Origin of the sequence: Collinsella aerofaciens (assembly GCF_015554145.1) — a bacterium.
Lineage (GTDB): Bacteria > Actinomycetota > Coriobacteriia > Coriobacteriales > Coriobacteriaceae > Collinsella > Collinsella aerofaciens_AA.
In genome coordinates this window covers 65861-87216 of record NZ_JADNHZ010000008.1, presented here as the reverse complement: position 1 = coordinate 87216, position 21356 = coordinate 65861, and the positions used below count along the sequence as shown (strand labels likewise).

Annotated in this window: 21 protein-coding genes; 12 read left to right on the top strand and 9 right to left on the bottom strand. The window is 57.5% G+C overall.

Going from position 1 to position 21356, the window contains the following annotated elements:
• The first annotated feature begins 42 nt into the window (after positions 1 to 42).
• The 4 genes from I2E13_RS11305 to I2E13_RS04725 all read left to right on the top strand — a co-directional run bounded on the left by I2E13_RS11305 (position 43) and on the right by I2E13_RS04725 (position 5537).
• Positions 43 to 132, top strand: a complete 90-nt coding sequence (locus I2E13_RS11305; RefSeq protein WP_022094046.1) for a CD1871A family CXXC motif-containing protein — start codon at positions 43 to 45, stop codon at positions 130 to 132.
• Positions 125 to 1027, top strand: a complete 903-nt coding sequence (locus tag I2E13_RS04735; protein WP_195404328.1) for a 4Fe-4S binding protein — start codon at positions 125 to 127, stop codon at positions 1025 to 1027. Before I2E13_RS11305 ends, I2E13_RS04735 begins: the two co-directional genes overlap by 8 nt.
• 29 nt (positions 1028 to 1056) lie before the next feature.
• Positions 1057 to 2028 (top strand): TlpA family protein disulfide reductase, encoded by a 972-nt coding sequence (locus I2E13_RS04730; RefSeq protein WP_195404327.1) that lies wholly within the window; start codon positions 1057 to 1059, stop codon positions 2026 to 2028.
• 254 nt (positions 2029 to 2282) lie between these two features.
• Positions 2283 to 5537, top strand: coding sequence for an ABC transporter ATP-binding protein/permease (locus tag I2E13_RS04725; RefSeq protein ID WP_195404326.1), 3255 nt, complete (start codon positions 2283 to 2285; stop codon positions 5535 to 5537).
• 43 nt (positions 5538 to 5580) lie between these two features.
• On the opposite strand, the gene I2E13_RS04720 is transcribed toward I2E13_RS04725, so the two are convergent.
• Positions 5581 to 6714 carry a hypothetical protein gene (locus tag I2E13_RS04720; protein WP_195404325.1) on the bottom strand — a complete coding sequence of 378 codons (1134 nt, stop codon included), beginning with the start codon at positions 6712 to 6714 and terminating at the stop codon, positions 5581 to 5583.
• Positions 6715 to 6971: 257 nt separating this feature from the next.
• Between I2E13_RS04720 and I2E13_RS04715 the strand changes: the two genes are divergently transcribed.
• Positions 6972 to 7925 (top strand): tRNA dihydrouridine synthase, encoded by a 954-nt coding sequence (locus I2E13_RS04715; protein WP_195404337.1) that lies wholly within the window; start codon positions 6972 to 6974, stop codon positions 7923 to 7925.
• A 77-nt stretch (positions 7926 to 8002) separates the two neighbouring features.
• Here I2E13_RS04715 and I2E13_RS04710 read toward each other — a convergent pair whose 3' ends face one another.
• From I2E13_RS04710 to I2E13_RS04700, 3 genes are all read right to left on the bottom strand, one after another.
• Complete coding sequence (locus I2E13_RS04710) at positions 8003 to 8887, bottom strand: SIR2 family NAD-dependent protein deacylase (protein ID WP_195404324.1); 885 nt, start codon at positions 8885 to 8887, stop codon at positions 8003 to 8005.
• On the bottom strand, positions 8829 to 9614 hold the full coding sequence (locus tag I2E13_RS04705; protein ID WP_195404323.1) for a protein-ADP-ribose hydrolase: 786 nt from the start codon (positions 9612 to 9614) through the stop codon (positions 8829 to 8831). Before I2E13_RS04705 ends, I2E13_RS04710 begins: the two co-directional genes overlap by 59 nt.
• Positions 9615 to 9755: 141 nt before the next feature.
• On the bottom strand, positions 9756 to 10088 hold the full coding sequence (locus I2E13_RS04700) for a winged helix-turn-helix transcriptional regulator (protein ID WP_117862845.1): 333 nt from the start codon (positions 10086 to 10088) through the stop codon (positions 9756 to 9758).
• 198 nt (positions 10089 to 10286) lie between these two features.
• Here I2E13_RS04700 and I2E13_RS04695 point away from each other — a divergent pair, with 198 nt between their 5' ends.
• The 3 genes from I2E13_RS04695 to acgM are packed head-to-tail and all read left to right on the top strand — an operon-like array spanning position 10287 to position 12269.
• Complete coding sequence (locus tag I2E13_RS04695) at positions 10287 to 10532, top strand: hypothetical protein (protein WP_118270501.1); 246 nt, start codon at positions 10287 to 10289, stop codon at positions 10530 to 10532.
• A 24-nt stretch (positions 10533 to 10556) separates the two neighbouring features.
• Entirely contained in the window at positions 10557 to 11177 is a 621-nt protein-coding gene (locus I2E13_RS04690; RefSeq protein ID WP_195404322.1) for a 4Fe-4S binding protein, read from the top strand.
• A 45-nt stretch (positions 11178 to 11222) separates the two neighbouring features.
• Entirely contained in the window at positions 11223 to 12269 is a 1047-nt protein-coding gene (gene acgM / locus I2E13_RS04685; protein ID WP_195404321.1) for a radical SAM/SPASM domain protein, ACGX system, read from the top strand.
• Between the two features lie 176 nt (positions 12270 to 12445).
• Here the strand turns inward: acgM and I2E13_RS04680 are convergent, their stop codons facing one another.
• From I2E13_RS04680 to I2E13_RS04660, 5 genes are all read right to left on the bottom strand, one after another.
• The gene (locus I2E13_RS04680; RefSeq protein WP_195404320.1) at positions 12446 to 12712 is read right to left on the bottom strand and encodes a ribbon-helix-helix protein, CopG family; all 267 of its coding nucleotides are present in this window, start codon (positions 12710 to 12712) and stop codon (positions 12446 to 12448) included.
• Positions 12713 to 12720: 8 nt separating this feature from the next.
• On the bottom strand, positions 12721 to 12987 hold the full coding sequence (locus I2E13_RS04675) for a hypothetical protein (RefSeq protein ID WP_195404319.1): 267 nt from the start codon (positions 12985 to 12987) through the stop codon (positions 12721 to 12723).
• 57 nt (positions 12988 to 13044) lie between these two features.
• A complete protein-coding gene (locus tag I2E13_RS04670; protein ID WP_195404318.1) occupies positions 13045 to 14331 on the bottom strand; it encodes a hypothetical protein in 1287 nt (428 codons plus the stop codon).
• Between the two features lie 476 nt (positions 14332 to 14807).
• Positions 14808 to 15053: a glutaredoxin family protein gene (locus I2E13_RS04665; protein WP_195404317.1), complete on the bottom strand. Its 246-nt coding sequence runs from the start codon at positions 15051 to 15053 to the stop codon at positions 14808 to 14810.
• Positions 15054 to 15105: 52 nt separating this feature from the next.
• Entirely contained in the window at positions 15106 to 15933 is an 828-nt protein-coding gene (locus I2E13_RS04660) for a TipAS antibiotic-recognition domain-containing protein (protein WP_195404316.1), read from the bottom strand.
• Positions 15934 to 16074: 141 nt separating this feature from the next.
• Between I2E13_RS04660 and tsaA the strand changes: the two genes are divergently transcribed.
• From tsaA to I2E13_RS11195, 4 genes are all read left to right on the top strand, one after another.
• A complete protein-coding gene (gene tsaA, locus I2E13_RS04655) occupies positions 16075 to 16812 on the top strand; it encodes a tRNA (N6-threonylcarbamoyladenosine(37)-N6)-methyltransferase TrmO (protein ID WP_229057823.1) in 738 nt (245 codons plus the stop codon).
• A gap of 112 nt (positions 16813 to 16924) precedes the next feature.
• Positions 16925 to 18139, top strand: a complete 1215-nt coding sequence (locus tag I2E13_RS04650) for a MalY/PatB family protein (RefSeq protein WP_195404314.1) — start codon at positions 16925 to 16927, stop codon at positions 18137 to 18139.
• A 143-nt stretch (positions 18140 to 18282) separates the two neighbouring features.
• Positions 18283 to 19152, top strand: a complete 870-nt coding sequence (locus I2E13_RS04645; RefSeq protein WP_195404313.1) for a substrate-binding periplasmic protein — start codon at positions 18283 to 18285, stop codon at positions 19150 to 19152.
• Entirely contained in the window at positions 19149 to 21341 is a 2193-nt protein-coding gene (locus I2E13_RS11195) for a hybrid sensor histidine kinase/response regulator (protein ID WP_195404312.1), read from the top strand. The genes I2E13_RS04645 and I2E13_RS11195 overlap by 4 nt, the downstream gene beginning before the upstream one ends.
• Positions 21342 to 21356 lie beyond the last annotated feature (15 nt).

Sequence of the window (21356 nt, the reverse complement as noted above, 5' to 3'; positions counted from 1 at the left end):
AAACCCGTGGTACAGGTCGCTTTGTTGATCGTCGGAATTGCCATGGTGTGCTTTGGCGTTATGCGTGGCGAGGCGGATGCCGTGCTGGCCAAAGCGATTAGGCTGTGCTTGGAGTGTATCGGAATTGGATAAAAGAGAAAACACTGCGTCGCATGTTTTGGCCCGATTTCGCGGATTCATTCAGGCGGCGGCGACGCTCATCACCAACATTCACCTGCCAAACTTTGCCAAAGGCGGCATCTATCAGGGCGCGGGAAAAACAGTCTGCGTACCTGGACTTAATTGTTATTCGTGCCCCGCGGCATCGGGTGCGTGCCCCATCGGGTCGTTCCAGTCGGTGGTAGGTTCATCCAAGTTCAACTTCTCCTACTACGTTACCGGTACGCTCATTTTGCTCGGCGTGCTGCTGGGACGATTTGTATGCGGGTTTTTGTGCCCGTTTGGCTGGCTGCAGGAGCTGCTTCATAAGATTCCCGGCAAAAAGTTCTCCACGAAAAAGCTCAAGCCGCTCACGTACATCAAGTACGTTGTGCTGCTGTTTGCCGTGGTGCTGCTGCCCGTCTTGGTGGTTAACGACGTGGGCATGGGCGACCCGTTCTTTTGTAAGTACATCTGTCCGCAGGGTGTGCTCGAGGGCGCCATTCCGCTGGCCATTGCCAATGCCGGCATTCGATCTGCGTTGGGACATCTCTTTACTTGGAAACTTGCCGTTCTCGTTGCCGTGATAGTGCTGAGCGTTTTGTTCTATCGCCCCTTCTGCAAATGGATTTGCCCGCTCGGCGCATTCTATGCGCTCATGAATAGGGTGTCCTTGTTGGGGATTCAGGTCGACGCGTGCAAATGCGTCTCGTGCGGCAAGTGCTCAAAGGTTTGTCAGATGGACGTTGATGTGGTCCGCGCGCCCAATCATGCCGAATGCATCCGGTGCGGAAAGTGCATCGGGGCCTGTCCTGTCGATGCCATCAGCTATCGCTATGGCCTGGATGTGTCGGCGGAAAAGCTTCCCTTGACCGCCGATAAAAAGTAAACAAGCTTCGACAAAACGGAGGAATGACTATGAAGCTTTCTAAGATTGCGGCCCTGTTTATGGTGCCGGTATTGGCCTTGTGCCTTGTGGCATGTTCGGCGCCCGGTGGCAATGCGAGCGAATCTGCGAGCTCCGATCCTAAGATCGCAGAGCTCACTGCGCAGAAGCCGGCCAATGCCGACGAGGCCGCCGAGCTGTATGCGAAGCTCATGCAGAAGGAGAACGAGATCTTTTCGAGTGATAACGCGCTGTGGGAAAAGGTATTCAATGCGGCAAATAAAGAATCGGCAATGATTGAGGACGGTAGCAATTACGGCGATTTCCTGCTCAAAACCATCGACGGCGCCAAGGATGAGTTCACGGCGGATGAGCTTAAGACGCTCAAGGCCGGTGCACAGCAGATCAAGGAGATCGAGGACAAGCTCGAGAGCTTGGAGAAGGAGTTCCCCGGCTGTGGAAGCACGCCGAGTGCAGGCGAGAGCGTCGACGCTTCGACCGCTGGCATGACGGCTGGTGCCAATGCTTCGAGCGAGGCGACGAAGTTCCCCAGCTTTACGGGCAAGGACCTGGATGGCAACGACGTGAACAGCGACGAGCTGTTCTCTAAGAACAAGGTCACCGTCATGAACTTCTGGTTCACCACTTGCAAGCCGTGCGTGGGTGAGTTGGGCGACCTTGAGGACCTGAATAAGGAGCTTGCCAAGAAGGGCGGCCAGGTCGTGGGCGTCAATTCCTTTACGCTCGATGGCAACAAGGGCGAGATTGCAGACGCCAAGGACGTGCTGAGCAAGAAGGGCGTGACATATAAGAACATCTGGTTCAAGTCGGATAGCGAGGCCGGTAAGTTTACGTCAAATTTGTTCTCGTTCCCGACAACGTATGTCATCGATCAGAATGGCAACATCGTAGGGGATCCAATCGTGGGAGCCATCAGCTCCGCCGAGCAGCGCGCAGCACTCGACAAGCTTATCGACCAGGCGATTGCGAATAGCGAACAGTAAACAACGCGTAAAGCATAGCGAGGATCGTGTGTCGCTGTGCGAAGTAGTCTGCTACCTTTCAAGATAAGCTCCACCATATAGAGGTCCCGCTCGGGACCTCTTCTTTTGGGCGTCGTCCCGTTCGTTTTTTGGCGCGCTTCGTTACATTCCTCACTGGCGCCGGCAAAAAATGGGGATAGAGTAGGACAAACGCGTCGAATACGAACGGCGGGGGAGAGCGGGCGAGCGTGCCCGCGCGGGAGAGGTTGTCGTCCATGCTGGAGCTCAAAGGTATTTGCAAAAGGTACGTTACGCAGTCGTTTGCGCAGGTGGCGCTCGACAGCGTAAACCTGTCTTTTCGCGATAACGAGTTCGTGGCCATTTTGGGTCCCTCGGGCTCGGGTAAAACTACGATGCTCAACGTTATCGGCGGACTGGATCACTTTGATTCTGGTGACCTGCTGATTGACGGCATCTCGACCAAGGACTTCCGTGACCGCGACTGGGACGCCTATCGTAACAACCGCATCGGCTTCGTGTTCCAAAGCTATAACCTCATTCCGCATCAGACCATTTTGGAAAACGTGGAGCTGGCGCTGACGCTCACGGGCGTGGGGCATGCCGAGCGTCGCCAGCGTGCGCGCGAGGCGTTGGAGAAAGTCGGCCTGGGCGAGCACGTTAACAAGCGTCCGAGCCAGCTTTCGGGCGGGCAGATGCAGCGCGTGGCTATCGCCCGCGCCCTGATTAATGACCCTGAGATCGTCCTTGCCGACGAGCCGACCGGCGCTTTGGATTCAACGACATCCGTACAGGTCATGGATCTGCTCAAGGACGTTGCGCGCGACCGCCTGGTCATCATGGTCACGCACAATCCTGAGCTGGCGTACCAATATGCCACGCGCATCGTTAACCTGGCGGACGGCAAGATCACCGACGATTCCGATCCCTTTGATGTAGCAAAGGCCGCGCGTCGCGAGGCTAAGCCTACGCGCAAAACCTCGATGAGCTTTGTGACAGCGCTGGGGCTTTCTGCCCGAAACCTCATGACCGAAAAGGGCCGCACGGCTATGACGGCCTTTGCGGGCTCGATTGGCATTATCGGTATCGCGGCGATTCTGGCGCTGTCCAACGGCGTAAACGGCTACATCAAAAAGGTCGAGGAGGATACGCTCTCGAGCTACCCGCTCACCATTTCCAAGCAGGATTACGACCTGTCGTCCATGATGGGCGGACAGGGGGCTGTGGATGATGGTTCGCCTGAAAACGCGGATTCGTCCGACGACAGTGCCGGCGGCAAGGCTAAGGGAACCGATAAAATCCCCGTGGTCACGGCCGTAAAGGATATGTTTGCGAGCGTTAAGTCCAACGACATGACGAGCTTTAAGGCATGGCTCGATGCCGGTGGCGATGGCATCGATAAAGAGGTCAATGCCATCCAGTACGGCTACGGTGTATCGCCGGTTGTCTATCGTGCCGGGAAGGGCGATGAGAAGCCTGTCCGACTGGTGCCCAACGCCATGACCGAGGCCATGAGCGGAGGCGCGAGTTCGGCGGCAACGGTGAGCATGGATTCTATGGGAACCTCGGTCTTTAACGAGATGATCGACGATCAGAGCCTGCTCGACAGTCAGTACGATGTCGTCGCCGGTCATTGGCCCACGTCTGCCAACGAAGCCGTGATGGTGCTTTCGAGCCGCGGCACGGTGGGCGACTACACGCTCTACAGCATCGGTGCGCTGGATATCGATGAGCTCAACGATCTGGTGAACAGCGCTATGACGGCTGACGGTGGGGTCGAAACGCCCGAGACCGGCACCGACTTTACCTACGACGATGCGCTGTCCACGACGTTTAAGGTGTTGTCGCCGGCCGATGCCTATCGCAAAAACGAAGAGACCGGCATGTGGACTGACATGTCTGGCGACGCCGACTTTATGGCCGCCAAGGTTGCCGACGGTATCGACGTGCACGTTGTGGGCGTGGTGCGACCTAACGAGACCGCCAACGCGAGTGCGTTGTCCCCGGGTATTGCCTATACGCATGCGCTGACTCGCCAGCTTATGGAGCGTGCCGCCGATTCGCAGATTGTGCAAGAGCAACTTGCCCATCCCGAGACGGATGTCTTTACGGGTAAAACTTTCGCCGAACTGCAGAGCGAGGCCAAACAGGGCGTGGATCTGGGCAGCATGTTCAGTGTGGACGAGGCGGCGCTCAAGGATGCGTTCTCGTTCGATACGTCTGCGCTCTCGAGTGCGGCCGGCGGTATGGACCTTTCTGGTATCGACTTGTCCGGGCTGGACCTTGACCTTTCGGGTGTTGGGAAGGACATCGACTTCAGCGACATCATGGCCAAAGCGCCAACCCCAGATTTTTCGGGTATCTTTGACGGTCTGGAACTTACGCCCGAGCAAATGCAGCAGGTGGGAACGCTAGCCAACCAGCTGTTTGAGGGCTTTTTGCAGTCTGATCAGTTTAAGGCGCTGTCGCCCGAAGATCTTAAGGACGCATCAAAGCTTGCCGCCGCGTTCTCGACGTATCTTGAGAGTGATACGGCAGCCCAGCAAATCCTGGCCCAGCTCAAGGCGCTCGGAGGCGATGCCCTGGCCGAGCGCCTGCAGCAGGCGATGACCGACTATGTGCAAAAGCAGCTGGCTCCGTATCTGCAGCAGGCTATGGATCAGGTGATGAAGTCGATCGGCGATCGGATTGCGGCGACGGTGTCAGCTCAGCTCAAGGCGGGCGCGGCAGGGCTCATGGGCCAGATGGCGACGCAGATGTCATCGAGTTTTGCCAACCTGGCGAGCGCTATGCGTGTGGATGCGAGCGCCTTTGCGCGTGCCATCCATTTCAACATGGACGCCGAGGACTTGAGTTCGCTCATGATGAGCTATGCCAAGGCATCTAAGCTCACCTACGATAACAATCTGACCACGCTGGGCTATGCGGATGAGGCAGACCCCATCTCGGTTAAGATTTTCCCGCGCGACTTTGAGGCCAAGGAGCGCGTTCTTGATCACATCGATGCGTACAACAAGCAGGTCAAAGCTGCCAGCCACGATGAACAGGCCATCTCGTACACCGACTACATGGGTATCATCATGGGTTCGGTGACCGACATCGTGAACACCATCAGCTTGGTGCTCATCGCGTTCGTGAGCATCAGCCTGGTCGTGAGCTCCATCATGATCGGCATCATCACCTACATCAGCGTACTGGAGCGCAAAAAGGAGATTGGCATCCTGCGCGCGATCGGCGCATCGAAGCGCAACGTGGCCAACGTGTTCAATGCCGAGACCTTTATCGAGGGCCTCATTGCCGGCGTCTTTGCCATTGTCGTCGTGGTGCTCGTGAGCTTCCCGGTCAATGCCTGGGCGCTTGCGGCCAAGCAGGTCCCCAACCTGATGAGCCTGCCCGTGCAGGATGCGCTGGTGCTCATCGCGATTTCGGTGCTGCTGACGGTTGTCGCCGGCCTGCTGCCGGCCCGTAGCGCATCCAAGAAAGACCCCGTGGAAGCCCTACGCTCCGAATAATGTGACAAAGGGACAGCCCCTTTGTCACATTTCTCTCCTGCGTCTAGCTTGTTTTGCCCATCAGCGTGATGCGGATGGTTGGATGGGTATACTCGTCAAACTCGTCCTTGGGATCCGTATCAAACGAGTAATACGCTTTGACGGGGCCGTCACTCGTCCTGATAGAGATTCTCTCGTAGAGTGAGCCGCTCAAAAAAGCCTGCCTAAACTCTTCGGGGAGCTTTTGCGGCGCTAGGAGCTCGGGACTTGCGGTTTTGACGTCTATGGTTTGGACGACAGAGGAAAGCTCGTCAAGATCGAGCTCGATGCGGGCGAGGTTGTCCTCGAGGCTCGCATCGGGGTCGACCTCTGCCGCGTAGCTCACTTCCGCGAGCGTCCCCTTGTTGTCAAAATCCAGGTACGTATAGGTCTTCTGGGCATCGGAGTCGCCGTCGTGCAGATAGCCGCGGACGTGATAGCCGTAGTCTTGATATCGCTCGTAGGGGTCATCGGCGGACACGTACTCGCATGAGGGCTCGAGCGCCTTGCGAGCGATGGCGATCTGCTCGGCCGCGGCCGCGGCGTTTTCTTGCATCTCGATGTTTCCCTGCGCCAGCTGTGGGATATAGGCGCCGCACACGATTGCGAGGGGCAGCGCCACAAGCGCGACGATCCACTTTTTTGCATGGGGGATAGGTACGCCACAGGCCTCTGCCATGGCCTTCGCGTTGGCAAAGCTTTCGGCAAGCACGTCTGCCGCGGTGGCGACGGCGCCTACGGCAGCGGCGACTTCTGCCGCGCCGCCCAGGTTGCGTGCAGCCTCGTTGTCGCTGTTCTTGAGCAGGCGTGCGGCGGCCTGCGTGCCAACAACGCCTGCGATTTGTGCCGAGCGGTCTTTCTCGTTCTGCTCGACGGCGAGCCGGTACTGCATTTCCTTCCATTGCTTGCCACGCATGCCAAAGCGCGGGGCGAGAGCGCAATAGCAGAATATGACGAGCTCGATGGCGGTGAGCACCAAGGCGGTCATCATGCCCGTCTCTTGAAAGCTTTCGTGATGGAAGACGATGTCGTCGATCATTTCGAAGGGAATGATCGATAAGGGCAGCACGAATGCCATGGCAAGCGCCGCTCCGGCAACCTTGGGGCAGATGCAGTATCGCTGGATGCGCTTACGTTCTTGTTCGGAGAGTGCTGCCATGGCTGGTCCTTGGTGTCGTGGCGGTCGTTGTGGCGCGATGCCGTCATATGTGACTCAGTATAGAGAATCCCGCCATCGGTGAGCGCAGGTCATACGGCAAAAGTGCCACGACAGCCCTGGTTTAGAGCGGCTGCTCCTGTGCCCACGCGATGATGCCGCCCGATACGTATGTGTGCCAAAATAAACAGCCGAATGATGATTTGCAAATGTGACAAAGGGACAGTCCCTTTGTCACATTGATGTGAGAATGGATGTCGATGTATTTATCGCTGGCCCCTATGGAGGGGATTACCGGGCATGTGTTCCGTTGCGTGCATGCGGAGTGTTTCGGTGCGCTCGATTGTTATTACACGCCGTTTTTGCCTCCGCCACGGGTGGGCAACCGCTTTGGCGGCAAGGCGTTTAAAGAGGTCGATCCCGCCAATAACCAGGGGCTTAACGTGGTGCCTCAGCTGATGTCCAAAAACGCGGACGAGTTTGTGTGGGCGGCGCAGGTGCTCGCCGACATGGGTTACCGCGAGGTCAATCTCAACCTTGGCTGCCCTTCGGGCACGGTTGTCGCCAAGGGGAAGGGTTCGGGCTTTCTGCGCAACTTGGATGAGCTCGAGGTGTTCTTGAGCGACGTGTGCGAGCGCTCGCCATTGCCCGTCTCGGTCAAGACTAGGCTGGGACTGGAGAACGACGAGGAGTACGAGCGCGTGCTCGACCTCTATTGCCGCATGCCGCTGGCGGAGCTGATCGTGCATCCACGCGTGCAAAAGGACCGCTATGCGGGCTCGCCGCGCAAAGAGTTTTACGGCGAGACGCTGGAGCGGGCGCCGTTCCCGGTGGCCTACAACGGCGACATCTTTGATCTTGAGGACATGGATGCGCTGGTGGAGGCCTATCCCGGAACGCGTCACGTAATGTTGGGGCGCGGCTTGCTTGCGAACCCCGCGCTGGCTCGCATGGCTAAGGGCGGTCCTGCTGCCACACCTGCTGAGCTGCAGCGCTTCCACGACACGCTGTTTGCGGCGTATGCAGAAGAGATTGGCGGCAATGCGGTCTTTCGCATGAAGGAGTGGTGGTTCTACGCCAAATGCGCCTTCGCCGATCCCGCTAACGTTCACAAGATCGTGCGCAAGACCAAAAAGGTCGACGAATACCGCGCCGCCGTCGAGCGCGTCTTTCGTGAGCAGCCGCTCGCGCCCATAGCCCGCTTTTGCGGCTAAATGAAGTCGTTGGGGACGTTCTTTAACGGCTAGTCATTCAAGAACGTTCCCAATGACTATGTTGAGCATCGGCTTCGTCATCTGACGGCTTGGACGGCAAGTGCGTCCAGCACACGCCCTGCGTCGGCGTTGATTAGAATGCTGCGATCGGCGATTTCTGCCGGAGCGACTGCCTCGCCAAAATTGACACATGTGTACGTTGCGCGCTCGTTTTTGGCGGTCATCTGCCAAAACGGGTACTTGATGATGACGGGCGTGTTGCCACCCACGCCAAGCTCCAAGAACAGAACGCGCATATTGCTGTGGCGGCGCAGGAAATCTTGGTAACGGTCGGCCGCGGCACACCAGCCCTTATCCTGCACAAACGTGTCGTCGGCGCGCAGGTTCATCGTGAGCGGGGAGCCACAATGGGGGCAACGGGGCACTAGCGCAGACGGAATGCGCAGGTCTTCTTGGGCGGCGACCATGTAATGTACGAGCTCTTCGTTGTCCCAAGTTTCCTGACAGCAGGGCTTGCTGCACTGGAATAGACCATAATCGCCCTGCGTGTAAAAGAGTCGCTGTTTATCGAAACCGGCGCGTTGGAAGCAATGGTCTACGTTTGTGGTCAGCACAAAGTAATCTCGGTCGCGCAGCAGGACCAAAAGCTGTTCGTAGATGGGCTTGGGTATGGGGTCATATCGGTTGCACATGATATAGCGGCTCCAAAATGCCCAGTATTCCTCGAGGGAGTCATAGGGGTAGAAACCGCCGGAGTACATGTCGGTAAAGCCGTAGCGTGCGGCGAAGTCGCCAAAGAGTTTCTCGAAGCGCTCTCCCGCGTAGGCGTAGCCAGCCGCGGTGGAAAGACCCGCGCCGGCGCCGATTATCACGGCGTCGGATGCATCGAGTGCGGCTCGGAGCTTAGCGATCTGCTTGGAGAAGGTCGCGGTAGATTGGCTCGTCAGACGCGAGAAAAACATTGAAGATCACCTTAAGGTTGGGGTCGTTATGGTCTAGATGATGACGAACGGCATCGATGGCAACGCGCGCGGCGGCTTGTTGGGGATAGCCAAAGACGCCCGTCGAAATGCAGCAGAAGGCAAGCGTGTCGAGCTTTCGGCTCGTCGCTTCTTCCAGGCAGCTGGTGTAGCAACGGCGCAGTAGCAGTTCCTCGCGCGGGCCAGGCTTATGGTTGGGCACGATGGGACCGACGGTGTGGAAGATATGGCTGCAGGGCAGGTTAAAGGCTGGCGTGACCTTGACGCATGCGGTCGGTTCCTCATGCCCCTGTTTACACATGAGGCTGGCGCACGTCAGGCGCAGCTGCATGCCGGCGTATGTGTGGATGGCATTGTCGATGCGGTGGTGTCCCGGCACAAAACAGCCGAGCATTTGGCTGTTGGCGGCGTTGACGATGGCGTCGGCCTTAAGCAGCGTGATGTCGCCACGCCAGACGGCAATGCGATTGCAGTAGGGAAGCGTGCCGGCATCGGTTGCGCCGCCGCGCTCAACAAGCCGCTGCTGCAAGTAGGCATCCTGGATATCGAGCACCTCTGTCGCGAGCGCTTCGGGCGACCGCACGTTCATAAGGGCCCTGAGCAAATCGCGCTGCTCGCCGGCTCCGGCGGGAACGGCAATGCCGCGTCCGTCCGCTCGCTCGTTGAGCAATGCATTGATAAGCCAAATACGACGCTCGGCTTGATTCATGGCTGACCTCCTGTCCAATTGAGTTGGGCGTGTTTGACAGCAGTGTGCAACCCGGACCGCTTCTTCAAAAGAAGGCACAAAAAGGTAAGCGCCGTGGAGCGGTATGCCCCACGGCGCTCAATTTGCAAAAGCCCGTAGCTGCTAGGAGCTTCGCACAAGCTGCTGGTAGTCGGTGCCCCATTCCACAAGAGAATCGATGATGGGCATAAGGCTTTGACCCAGCTCGCTCAGCGCGTATTCGGTACGGATGGGCGTTTCGGGAATGACGGTGCGCGTGATAAGTCCCGCGGCATCCATTTCCTTTAGGTTTGACGAGAGCACCTTTTGACTGATGCCGGGAATAGAGCGATGTAGCGCGTTGAAGCCCAGGGGCTGCTCAATGAGCTGCTGGATGATATAGATTTTCCACTTGTTACCAAAGAGCTGAAAACACGTGGCGACGGGGCAGGGAGGCAGTTCTTCTTTGGTGAGCATGGTAACCTCGCAATCGGGTAGGTTGCTTGCATTATCGCAGCTGCTGGCGCCCGCGGCTACAACTTACTTTTTGGTAACTGGCTAATAGATTAGTGCCTTCTTTTGGGTGGGGTGTATTCCTCGCATGATGTGCTTAGGCGCAAAAGCGTCTACGTCCGGGCGGCTTCGCCCAGCCGCCCCCAATCGAAAGGAATTGCCATGTCCGAGAATCTCGAGAACGTTGCCGCCTTCGCTTCTTGCGGTACCGCCGATCCCGCGCCCGCCTGCGGCTCCGCCGATCCCAAGGCCGCGCCGGCCTGTGGCACCGCTTGCGGCTCCGTCGATCCCGCGGCTGCTCCTGCTTGCGGCTCCGTCGATCCTGCTGCCGCCCCTGCTTGTGGCTCCGCCGATCCCAAGGCTGCTCCGGCCTGCGGCACCGCTTGCGGCGCTGCGGACGCTCAGTAGGCAATCGCTAGGAGGGGACTCGTAATGGATGCTCAGACTTGTCTCAAGAAGATGCAGCTTGCCGGGACGCTCTCGCTGGCAACTGTGGACGAAAATGGCGCGCCGCAAATTCGCTGCGTGAGCGCTGTACATTACGAGTCCCGCGCCATCTACTTCCTCACGGCGCGCGGCAAGGAGATGGCCCGCCAGCTTATGGCCGATGGGCGCGTCCAAACGCTCGTCCACACGCGGTTTAACGAAATGATCCGCATGTCCGGCGTTGCCACTCCCGCCTTGGATTCCGAGCAAGTTTACTGGCGTGACGTTATTTATGCCGAGCAGCCGTATCTTGCCAACGTTTATCCCGGTGATACGCGTGATATCAACATTATCTTTAAGGTCGAAAACATCGTGCTCGACTACTTTAACCTGGGGGTTCGTCCTATTGAGCGCGCTGTCTTTACCCTAGACGAGGACATGGCGTCCGCGCCCGTTAAGGGTTTTCGTATTGATTCCGATGCGTGTATCGGTTGCGGTACCTGTCTTGAGCACTGTCCGCAGAAGTGCATCGAGCCGGGTGGCTCGTATCGCATAGAGTCTGAGCACTGCTTGCACTGTGGCGCCTGTGAAGAGAATTGCCCCGTCGGCGCCGTTGAGCGCCTGTAGCCCAATACCGTCATCAATTTGAACATCGACCAAGGGAGTCCCACGATGCAAAAGCCCGCGTTTGCCTTCCAGTGGCATATTACGGATGAATGCGATCAGCGTTGCAAACATTGCTATATCTTCGCCAACGGTGCCTGCGCTGGTTTTAAGCGCATGCCGTGGGAGCAGATGGTCGAGGTCGTCGATCAGCCCCAGGCCCTCTGCGAACGCATCGGTCGTCAGCCGTACTTTTACGTTACGGGCGGTGACCCCATACTCCATCCCGATTTTTGGCGCCTTGCCGAGCTTTTGCACGAGCGGGGTTTTATGTGGTGCGTGATGGGCAATCCGTTCCACCTAACCGACGAGGTCTGCGCCCGCATGAAAGAGTTGGGGTGCCGCAAATACCAGCTCTCGCTCGATGGACTCGAGAAAACGCACGATTACTTCCGTAAGCCCGGTTCGTTTGCCGAGACCTTGCGTGCGATCGGGTGCCTTAAGCGCGCAGGTATCTGGGTTGCCGTTATGAATACGGTTTCGAGCATGAATGCCGCCGAGCTGCCGCAGCTCATTGACCTTGTGGCAAGCCTTGAAGTCGACGTGTTCGCTTTTGGACGATACTGTCCCACCTCGGGCCAAAAGCGCGATGAGTTCCATCTGGAGCCGCTGGAATATCGCGACGTGCTGCTGGCTGCGCAAGAGCGTATGGAGTTTCACCAGGCTGCGGGCTGCAAAACGTTCTTCCAGCTCAAAGATCACCTGTGGACGCTTCTTTTGTGGGAGCAGGGCAAGTTCACCATTCCCACGAGCGCCAAGCCCGGCATGATCTATGACGGCTGCCATTGCGGTACGGGCCATATGACGGTGCTGCCTACGGGCGACGTCTATGCATGTCGTCGCATGGAGAGCAAGGTGGGCAACGTTGCCGAGAACACGCTCGAGGAGCTGTTCTTTTCGCCGCAGATGGAAGCAAAGCGCGACTTTAAAAAGTTCAAGAAGTGCTCCAAATGCGAGCTTTTCGGCTGGTGCCGAGGCTGCCCCGCTGTGACGTATGGCTACACAGGCGATATGTACGAAGCCGATCCTCAGTGCTGGAAAGAGATCGAGGAATAGGATCGCCGTGTCATCGGGTAGTCGTTGGGGACGTTCTTAACCGACTACTCATTTAAGTGCGTCCCCAATGAGCGGTTGTGAGGGACCCACGCAAAAAAAGCTGTACGCCAGCATCCAAAGATGTCGAAAAATGTCGACTTTGGATGCTGGCGTACACGTTTGGGTTCGGCGGGGGACTAGGCAATCATTGCATCGAGCGTAATGAGCTCCCTGATCCGCTCTGTGCGTGTCTGCCCATGACGCTTTGCCTTTGCGTCAAACGCCTCAAGAACCGATTCACCCACGCGTGCCGACAAAACAACGCTCGGCTCATCGGAGATCGGCGGCCTCCCTAACTTGATGGTGCGGCCCTTTGGCCACTCATCTTTTTCGTATGCCTCTGCTGCCTTTTCCAGCTCTCCGGGAGCAAACCCCATCATCTTCTCGAGCTGCTTAGCGTCCATAGCGCCTCCTATCGATCGACCCCGATTTCCCTGAGCACCTTGCGCGTAGGAGGGACAAGGGCGTGGTAAATGATGTAGCCATCTCGATCGGGGCAATATCGAGCGATGAGTTCCATGAGACGGCTTCTTCCATCAAGTCCAACGAGAACGTAATCGATACCTCCATTTTCAAGATCACGCCTGAACCATGCGAAAGCGGAGTTCCAGGCGCATGTAATATCCGTCTCCGTCAGCCCGTGCTTGAGGGCATGGGGGTGGATTGCGATGAGCTCCATAAGGGCCTCTCTTTTTGTATACAGTTTTGTAGACAAAAATGCAAGCAGTTAATAGGGTTAAGCGGCCTGTTTTGATTGGACTTCTCGATGTGAAATTGGCACCGGAGGCTCCAGCACTTCTTCGCTTCTCAGCTCGGAATGTGAGCGTCCGTTGAACTCCCAGAGGGGAGCGTCTTCATAGATTATCGAGAGGAGCTTGGAGACCTCGGGTGTTTTCTTGCGTTCATAAAGCTCGGGTCGTACGACAATCAATAAGAAAGCTGCGTCTTCGGCAATTTGCTGGGCTGTCGGCATACCGTTGAGTCCAACGGAACGCAAAAGCTTTGTCATGATGAAATCGAACTCATCTTCTCTTGCATGGAGATCAGATGCCTTGAGCTCAGGGTCTCTCAGGACGTACTGCTTGAGTCGTTCGGCAGATCGACTGCACTTTATATGCCCGCAGATGACTTCGTCATAGCTGAGCCTTTTGATTGGAAGGCGTTCGTGACCGGCGAAGATGGCTGCTACTCTGATGCCAACGCGCCGTTCGCGCAGCGCGCGCATCTCGCCGGTGTATTCGCTGCGCCGTTCATATTTTCGATAAGAGTATCCGTAGTCATCATAGTAATAAGGGGCTTCATCAACAGCGTCATCGAGCTCTGGTGCTATGAGATAGAGTTTTCTATCTCTGGATATAATGCAGGGATTGTCGATTTGTCCCGATTCGTTCCTGATTTGCCAAATAGTCTCATTTATCTCAAATCTCGAGACTGGATTGGGGGCGCAGGAGTTGTAGAGCTCAATAAGTTCATCGAGTGAAATGATTCCACAGGCATCTGTGTAGGCGCGGGCGAAGCGCCGTACTTCTTGATTTGATTCAAGCACACGGCGCTCCCAAGCATCCAAAGTGTCCTGCGGACTTCGATAGCGGGCATGACGATCGATGCGCATCGCGCTCCAATGGTTATCCGCGGCAACGTTCATCAGATCTAAGCGCAGATCTTTGTCGGCGATGTGAGCGAGCGACTGATAGTGTTCCAGATCAAGCTCCGGTCGAAAACCCATGTCTTCCGGAACAATTCGTGCGAGCTTTATGCAACGCTTGAGATAAGTCGGGCCCAGGCTTGGGCTAAAGTACTGCTTGAGGTGGCAAGCGATGGGCGAGAGTAAGCCATTGAGATTGGAGATGGGGTATCCGGCAATCTCTTGCTCGAGACGGCGCCCGATGAGCAGAGCCCCTTCCGAGGAGGTCTCATGGTTGATACCTTTCTGGCCGAGGTGTTTGGCCTCGACAATCCTACTGATATCTGAGCAGGTGTTTGAAATAATGTCGGGTGAAAGGGTTGGAATCTTTTTAGCCATAGCAATGCACTCCTGTGTGACTCACGGATAACGGAAACGTTTGGTTGTGAGTGCCGTTCTTTGATGGCGACGGCGAACAGGAGCGCAACCTGTCTGAGGTGGGCGAGTGCGGTAACCACCGATCTTACTTACCGAACCCGCTCCAGCGTGTCATTGGGGACCTCCGCGGGAGCTCTCGACCAGTCTCATGCCTTGAGGCGAGTATAGCATATAAGCAAACGTATGTTCTATAAATTTGAGAAACTGAATTCCTACCTACTCATTTAAGTGCGTCCCCAACGAGTGGTTGTGAGGGACCCGCGCAAAAAAGCTGTACGCCAGCATCCAAAGATGTCGAAAAAAGTCGACTTTGGATGCTGGCGTACATGTTTGGGTTCGGCGGGGGACTAGTCATCGGGGACGTTCTTTAGCGACTACTCATTTAAGTACGTCCCCAATGAGTGAAACTACTCATTCAAGTGCGTCCCCAATGAGTGCTAGAGCAGGTTGTTCTGTGCCCAGGCGATGATGTCGCTCGATTCGTAGAGTGGTGCGCCGTCGATGAATAGGCAGGGAACCTGGCGTTTGCCGCCGACGGCGATGAGCGTCTGCTCGGCATCGGGGTCGGTCGAGATATTGCGTTCGGGAATGGTCACGCCGTTATCGGCCAAAAAGCGCTTGACCTTTATGCAATACGGGCAGCCGGTCATAACGTACAACACGAGCTCATGATCAGTAGCCATGGTGTCTCCAATCGGTTGAGGTTTCGATTGAGATACCCAAAGCCGCCGCGGTCTATGCGCAAGCCAGCGATGACTCGATGGCCTGGACCAGAAACGCTGTGGCCCCGGCGCCGCAGGGCTTGTCGTAGTAGTCGACAAAGCGCTGGTCGGCAAGATAGCCGTGAGCGAGCCCCAGGTATGCCTCGTCTTGGGGTTCGCTTCCCCAGTTGAGGCCAATCCAACGACGATGCATCGCAACAAGTTTTTGGGCCTCGCTGCTCTTTGGATCGCCGTCGCCCATGGCAATCGAGAGCTGACCCAGAATAGCGCGCTCGAGTTCTTTCATGTCGTTCCATGTCTGAGGATCCATGTCCAGTAACGTTTCGTTTGCTGCATCGATAGCCTCATCGCCATAGCGCGCCCGTGCTTCGGCGCCGTAGCGCTCCTCGTTTTCCTGCACGGTGCGCCAGCGCTCCAGTTGTGGCAGGACGGCGCCCATGAGCGAGACGGCTTCGTCGAGCGACATGCCGGTGTTTTGTGCCAGCCGCGGGGCACAATCCTCGATCATTGCCTCCATGGTGGTGTCGTAGGTGTACTTGCCGTGGTCGTAGCACCACTTGCAGTAATGGTCGGTCGTGGCGCCCGTGGCGTCGGTGCCGCAGTCGTCGGGCGTGAGTATCATGCCGCAGCTCTGGCAATAGTGCTCGGGCATTTCGAGCAGGTGAGACAGCGGCTCCCCGGTTACGGCGGCGATGAGCTTCATCATGTCGATGCCCGGTGTGACCTCGTCGCGCTCCCAACGGCTGACGGCTTGGCGTGTGACGAAGAGCTTGGCGGCAAGCTGCTCTTGGGTAAGGTGATGGGCGCGACGGACAGCAATGAGCTTTTCTGCAAAGGCCATAACGGCTCCTTTCTGCTGGTTGATGGCTTAAGCATACGCGGCAGCAGGTGCCCTTCCAAGCAACCGTTGGTTGCACGACGGGGGACCGCGGCGAAGAATTGCGCGCAATGCCCCACACCTCCATGCCGTACAATGACCGACATGGAACCTATTGCACACATACACACCGATCTGCCGCAGAAGTTCGGCATCCCACGCAACAGCTTTTTGGCGCCCCATCTGCAGGGACGTATCGTTTTTGAGCCGGAATTTGCCTCCAACGCAGCGGTTGAGGGTCTGGACTCCTTTTCTCACTTATGGCTGCTGTGGCGTTTTGAAAACGGCACGCCCGGCGGCACGGCCAAGGATATTGCCGCCGATGCCAAGACGCGGGACAGGTCCGGCACCAACGCAAAATGGTCGAAAACCGTGCGCCCGCCGCGTCTGGGTGGAGCCGAACGCGTGGGCGTGTTTGCCACACGCAGTCCGTTTCGCCCTAATCCCATCGGTCTTACCTGCGTCAAGCTCAGCCGTGTTGAGCTCACCGACGATGGTCCCATCATCCATGTGCTGGGGGCCGATCTGCGCGACGGCACGCCCATCTACGACATCAAGCCCTACATTCCGTTTGCAGACTGTCACCCGGATGCGACTGGTGGCTGGATTGAGGATGCGCCGTGGCAAGAGCTCGATGTCGAGCTCCCGCAAACGCTGCAGGACATGGTCGCGCCCGCAAAGCTCCCCGGCCTGGTCGAGGTCCTTCGCCAAGATCCGCGCCGCGCAGGCAGCAAGCACGAGCCAAACCGCGTTTATCACTTGGCATACGCCGGACTCGACGTGTCTTTTACCGTTGACGGAACCAGGCTAACGGTGGTCGCCGTCAAAGAGGCGCAGGACTAACCGGCGATTCGTCCGACCCCGCCAACTTTAAGACCAAAACCCGTGCAAAAACCGTCTACGCTGGTGGACAATAACGCCTACCGAAACAATCCGCTTTGCACGGGAGCTCAGCATGAAATACGACTTTACTTCGCTTATCGACCGCCACGGTACGGACGCCATCGCTGTTGACTCTTGGGGTGAGATCCCCGGTATGGCCCCGAACGCACCCGACGAGGGCTTCGACCGCATCCCCATGTGGGTGGCGGACATGAACTTTGCCACGGTGCCCACGGTCCAGGAGTACATCATTCAGCGCGCCCAGCACCCCATGTTTGGCTATTTCAATCCGCGTCCCGAGTACTTCGACCGCATCATCGAATGGCAGAGCCGTCGCAACGGCGTTGAGGGCTTGGCGCCGGAGCATATCGGCTACGAAAACGGCGTGCTGGGCGGTGTCGTGTCGACGTTGCGCGCATATGTCCAGCCGGGCGATACGGTGCTGGTCCACAGTCCCACCTACATCGGCTTTACCAAGTCCATCGAGGCTGCGGGCTATCGCATTGTCCACAGCCCGCTTAGGCTCGACGACCAAGGCGTGTGGCGTATGGACTTTGAGGACATGGAGCAAAAGCTCGCCCAAAACCACATTCATGCCGCGGTGTTCTGCTCGCCGCACAATCCCTGCGGCCGCGTATGGGAGCGCGACGAGATCGAGCGCGCCATGGACATCTATCGCCAGCACGATTGCGTGGTGATCTCGGATGAGATTTGGTCCGATATCATCCTGCCTGGTCACAAGCATATCCCGACGCAGTCGGTGAGCGAGGATGCCCGCATGCGCACGGTTGCCCTCTATGCGCCGAGCAAGACGTTCAACCTGGCGGGCCTGGTCGGCAGCTACCACATCATCTATAACGAGACGTTGCGCGACCGCGTGTGCGCCGTGTCCAACAAGACTCACTACAACGAGATGAATGTTCTCTCCATGCATGCACTTATCGGTGCCTACCAGCCGCAAGGCTACGAGTGGGTGAACGAGCTCAACCAGGTGCTTGCCGGCAATATCGAGTACTTCTGCGATTACGTTGACGAGCATTTTGCGGGCGTGTCCTATTCGCGTCCGCAGGGCACCTATATGGTGTTTCTGGACTGCACCGAGTGGTGCCACGAGCATGGCCGCGATATTCAGTGGCTGCTCGACGAGGGGGCACGCGTGGGCGTGGGGTATCAGGACGGCCGCCCGTTCCATGGACCCTGCCACATTCGCGTGAATCTGGCGCTGCCGCTTTCGCGCGTGAGGGAAGCGTGCGACCGCCTGGACCGTTACGTTTTTAATGCACGGTAAGTGTGCTCTGCATGCGGGGCCTTCTGCCGCGTCGGCTGGAAGGCCCCGTATGGTAAGGCATCTGTAACCATTGGGCGCTCGAGTGGTTCCATTTGCTATTATTTCTAGCATTTCAGTCTGTAAACAGGATCGTCTGGAGCTCGATGAAAAGACCCCGTCGCTCGGTTGCCGTTTCGTTGTTTGTTGCGCTTGCAGTGGCGAGTGCTTTTGTCGTAGCGATAGCTGGCTGTTCTGGGTCGAATGACGAAGCCTCGACGTCTGCATCAAAAGGCCTGGATGCCTCTCAGGTCAAAGACGACGACCTTAAGACGCTCAACGTCGGCAGCGACCTCTACCCACCGTTTGTGTATACCGACGAGTACGGCGATATCGTTGGCCTGGATGTCGAGATATTGACCGAGGCGTTGGCCCGCGTTGGTTACAAGCCAAAATACCAGCTGATTGACTGGGAAAAGAAGAAAGAGCTGCTGGCGAGCGGCGAGCTCGATTGTGTCATGGGTAGCTTTAGTATGACGGGTCGCGAAAGCGAGTATCGCTGGGCCGGTCCGTACCTTGCGAGCCGCCAGGTGGTCGCGGTCAATCCCGAAAGCGACATCTACACGCTCGCCGATCTTGAGGGCAGGGTCGTGGGGGTGCAGTCCACCACCAAGCCCGAGGGCATTTTACTCAACCGTACCAATGAAAAGGTTCCGCAAATCAAGGAGCTTTACAGCTTCTCGGACCGCTCATACCTGAACCCGGCGCTCGTCGAGGGCCTGGTCGACGCTATCGCCGCACATGAGTCCTCGCTGCTCACCTATGAAAAAGACTATGGCGTGACGTATCGCATTCTGAACGAGCCGCTGCTGGAGGTTGGTTTGGGCACCGCTTTCGATATCAACGACACGCGCGGTATCGACGTTAAACTCACCCATGCCTACCAAGAAATGCTTGCCGATGGCACCATGGAACGCCTGGTGTCAAAGTACTTTGATGACCCCTCACCATTTTTGAATATGGAGGGCCTGTCGTGATCGATGCGCCCGACTACACCGCTCAGGAGCAGGGCAATCATTCGACCTGGGTATGGCTCCTTGCCGCCCTGGTGGGTATAGCGCTCTCGGTTGTCGCCGGCATGATGAGCTACGGCTACACCACGGCCCAGGCCGAGCAGCGCTTTGCCGACGTTGTCGACTACGTGGCGACGCAGAGCCTTTCCTACGATGCGTTTAACAGCGCCTATGTGACCAAAAACCTGATTCGCGTGATGGAGATTGCCGGAGAGGTAGCGCGCGATATAAAGCGCGACGGCTCGGTGGATAATGCCGCGCTGGAGCAATATGCTGACCAGTTCAACGTGAGCGCACTGATCGTGACGGACGCATCGGGCAATTTGGTGTCCGAGTCCTCGACGGATGGCGTGGACTACGAGTCGCTTGCTACGTATCTCAAAGAGGCACCCGTGCTGGAGGTGGCAACCCATCCGCTTAAGTCCTATACCGCCCGCATCACGCTTGCGGATGATTCGGTCGCAGACATTGGCTGTGTAACCCGGCAGGATGGCGAGGGTATCGTTATCTCGGTAAGGCATCAGAGCGCGAAGGCAGTTGCAAGCAATACACTCAAACTGCAGAGCCTGCTTGATGGCTATGAAACCATCGATAGCGGCAATATCGTGATCGAAAACGATGGCAAGGTCGTTGCGACCAATGCCGTCGAACCTACCGTATTGGGCGTGTTCGACCTGCCCGCGACGGACGCCATCATTGTTGACGAAATTAAGGATCGATGCCTGCCCGGCAAAGTCCGACTGGTCAACGTCAACGGCGAGTGGTATTTGGGCACATACGGCAAAGCGCAAAAATTCTACGTGTACACCTATGCCTCGGCGCAGCGCTACTTTGAGGTCGTCGCGGCTGTCGCTGCCGGCGTGCTGGTGCTCTACAGCGGTGTTGTAGCCACTGTTGTGATGGTGCGTCGCCGCGCTGATCGTCGACGTTTGGCGGACTTGCTGCAGCAGGAGCGCGACTATGGCGACAAGCTGGCAAAGGCGGCGCGTGAGGCCTCGTCTGCCAACTCGGCAAAGACGGAGTTCCTGCGTCGCATGAGCCACGATCTGCGCACGCCCATCAACGGCATTCGCGGCATGGTTGAGGTCGGCGATGCCAATGCGGACGATCTGCAAAAGCAGACCGAGTGCCGCTCAAAGATCTGGACGGCATCGGGACTGCTGCTCGACCTTGCGAATGAGGCCCTGGATATGAGTCGCCTGGAGAGCGGGCAGGTCGACCTGGAGCTTGTTCCCACAAATTTGGTGACCCTCAACCACGAGGTGCGCGATATTCTGGAGCGCCAGGCCGAGGAGCGCCTGGTGACAATTATCTGCGATCAGCAGACGCTTAATCATCCCTATGCGCGGGTGAGCGTGACGCACCTCAAACGCTTGTTGCTCAATATTGCCGGCAATGCCGTCAAGTACAATCGCCGGGGCGGCTATGTTCGCCTGGCGTGCCGCGAGGTGGAGCCAGCGGATGGCGTTCCTGTCTATGAATACACGATTGCCGATAACGGTATTGGCATGAGTGAGGAGTTTCAACAGCACCTCTACGAGCCGTTTTGTCGCGAGGAGCAGCAGGTGGAAGGCGCTTCATCGGGAACTGGCCTGGGTGCGCCTATTGCCAAACAGTTGGTCGAGCTTATGGGCGGAACCATGAGCTTTTCGAGCATCTTGGGGCAGGGGACGACGTTTACCATACGTCTGCCGTTTGAGAAGTGCAAGTGCTCCGAGATTCCTCAGGCAGTGCGCGTGAATGCGGGCGACGGCGATGCGCTCCAGGGCTTGCGCGTTTTGCTCGTAGAGGATAACGACCTGAATGCCGAGATCGCACAGTTTACGCTCGCCCGCGCCGGTGCCGTCGTGACGCATGCTAAGGATGGTGAGTCTGCCGTCGAGATGTTTGCCGCGAGCGCGCCGCACGAGTACGACGTGGTGTTGATGGATATCATGATGCCCGGTATCGATGGCCTTGAGGCCACGCGTCGGATTCGAGCGCTCGATCGCGAGGATGCCGCGACCACGCCGATTATCGCCGTGAGCGCCAACGCCTTTGCCGACGATCGCAGGCTTTCGCGTGAGGCGGGCATGAACGCGCACCTGAGTAAACCAGTGAGTTCGCAGGAGCTCGTTGAGGCGCTTGCGCACATAGCCGCCGACGCTTCATAAGCATATGGCCCGGTT

Excerpts from the sequence above, each read along its gene's own strand:
- I2E13_RS11305 (WP_022094046.1), top strand. The coding sequence starts at position 43 with ATGGTGTGCTTTGGCGTTATGCGTGGCGAGGCGGATGCCGTGCTGGCC.
- I2E13_RS04650 (WP_195404314.1), top strand. The coding sequence starts at position 16,925 with ATGAAATACGACTTTACTTCGCTTATCGACCGCCACGGTACGGACGCC.
- I2E13_RS04665 (WP_195404317.1), bottom strand. The coding sequence starts at position 15,053 with ATGGCTACTGATCATGAGCTCGTGTTGTACGTTATGACCGGCTGCCCG.
- I2E13_RS04680 (WP_195404320.1), bottom strand. The coding sequence starts at position 12,712 with ATGGACGCTAAGCAGCTCGAGAAGATGATGGGGTTTGCTCCCGGAGAG.
- I2E13_RS04700 (WP_117862845.1), bottom strand. The coding sequence starts at position 10,088 with ATGCTCACCAAAGAAGAACTGCCTCCCTGCCCCGTCGCCACGTGTTTT.
- I2E13_RS04720 (WP_195404325.1), bottom strand. The coding sequence starts at position 6,714 with ATGGCAGCACTCTCCGAACAAGAACGTAAGCGCATCCAGCGATACTGC.
- I2E13_RS04710 (WP_195404324.1), bottom strand. The coding sequence starts at position 8,887 with ATGTTTTTCTCGCGTCTGACGAGCCAATCTACCGCGACCTTCTCCAAG.
- I2E13_RS04725 (WP_195404326.1), top strand. The coding sequence starts at position 2,283 with ATGCTGGAGCTCAAAGGTATTTGCAAAAGGTACGTTACGCAGTCGTTT.
- tsaA (WP_229057823.1), top strand. The coding sequence starts at position 16,075 with ATGGAACCTATTGCACACATACACACCGATCTGCCGCAGAAGTTCGGC.
- I2E13_RS04730 (WP_195404327.1), top strand. The coding sequence starts at position 1,057 with ATGAAGCTTTCTAAGATTGCGGCCCTGTTTATGGTGCCGGTATTGGCC.
- I2E13_RS04660 (WP_195404316.1), bottom strand. The coding sequence starts at position 15,933 with ATGGCCTTTGCAGAAAAGCTCATTGCTGTCCGTCGCGCCCATCACCTT.
- I2E13_RS04715 (WP_195404337.1), top strand. The coding sequence starts at position 6,972 with ATGTATTTATCGCTGGCCCCTATGGAGGGGATTACCGGGCATGTGTTC.
- I2E13_RS04695 (WP_118270501.1), top strand. The coding sequence starts at position 10,287 with ATGTCCGAGAATCTCGAGAACGTTGCCGCCTTCGCTTCTTGCGGTACC.
- I2E13_RS04670 (WP_195404318.1), bottom strand. The coding sequence starts at position 14,331 with ATGGCTAAAAAGATTCCAACCCTTTCACCCGACATTATTTCAAACACC.
- acgM (WP_195404321.1), top strand. The coding sequence starts at position 11,223 with ATGCAAAAGCCCGCGTTTGCCTTCCAGTGGCATATTACGGATGAATGC.
- I2E13_RS04675 (WP_195404319.1), bottom strand. The coding sequence starts at position 12,987 with ATGGAGCTCATCGCAATCCACCCCCATGCCCTCAAGCACGGGCTGACG.
- I2E13_RS04690 (WP_195404322.1), top strand. The coding sequence starts at position 10,557 with ATGGATGCTCAGACTTGTCTCAAGAAGATGCAGCTTGCCGGGACGCTC.
- I2E13_RS04645 (WP_195404313.1), top strand. The coding sequence starts at position 18,283 with ATGAAAAGACCCCGTCGCTCGGTTGCCGTTTCGTTGTTTGTTGCGCTT.
- I2E13_RS04705 (WP_195404323.1), bottom strand. The coding sequence starts at position 9,614 with ATGAATCAAGCCGAGCGTCGTATTTGGCTTATCAATGCATTGCTCAAC.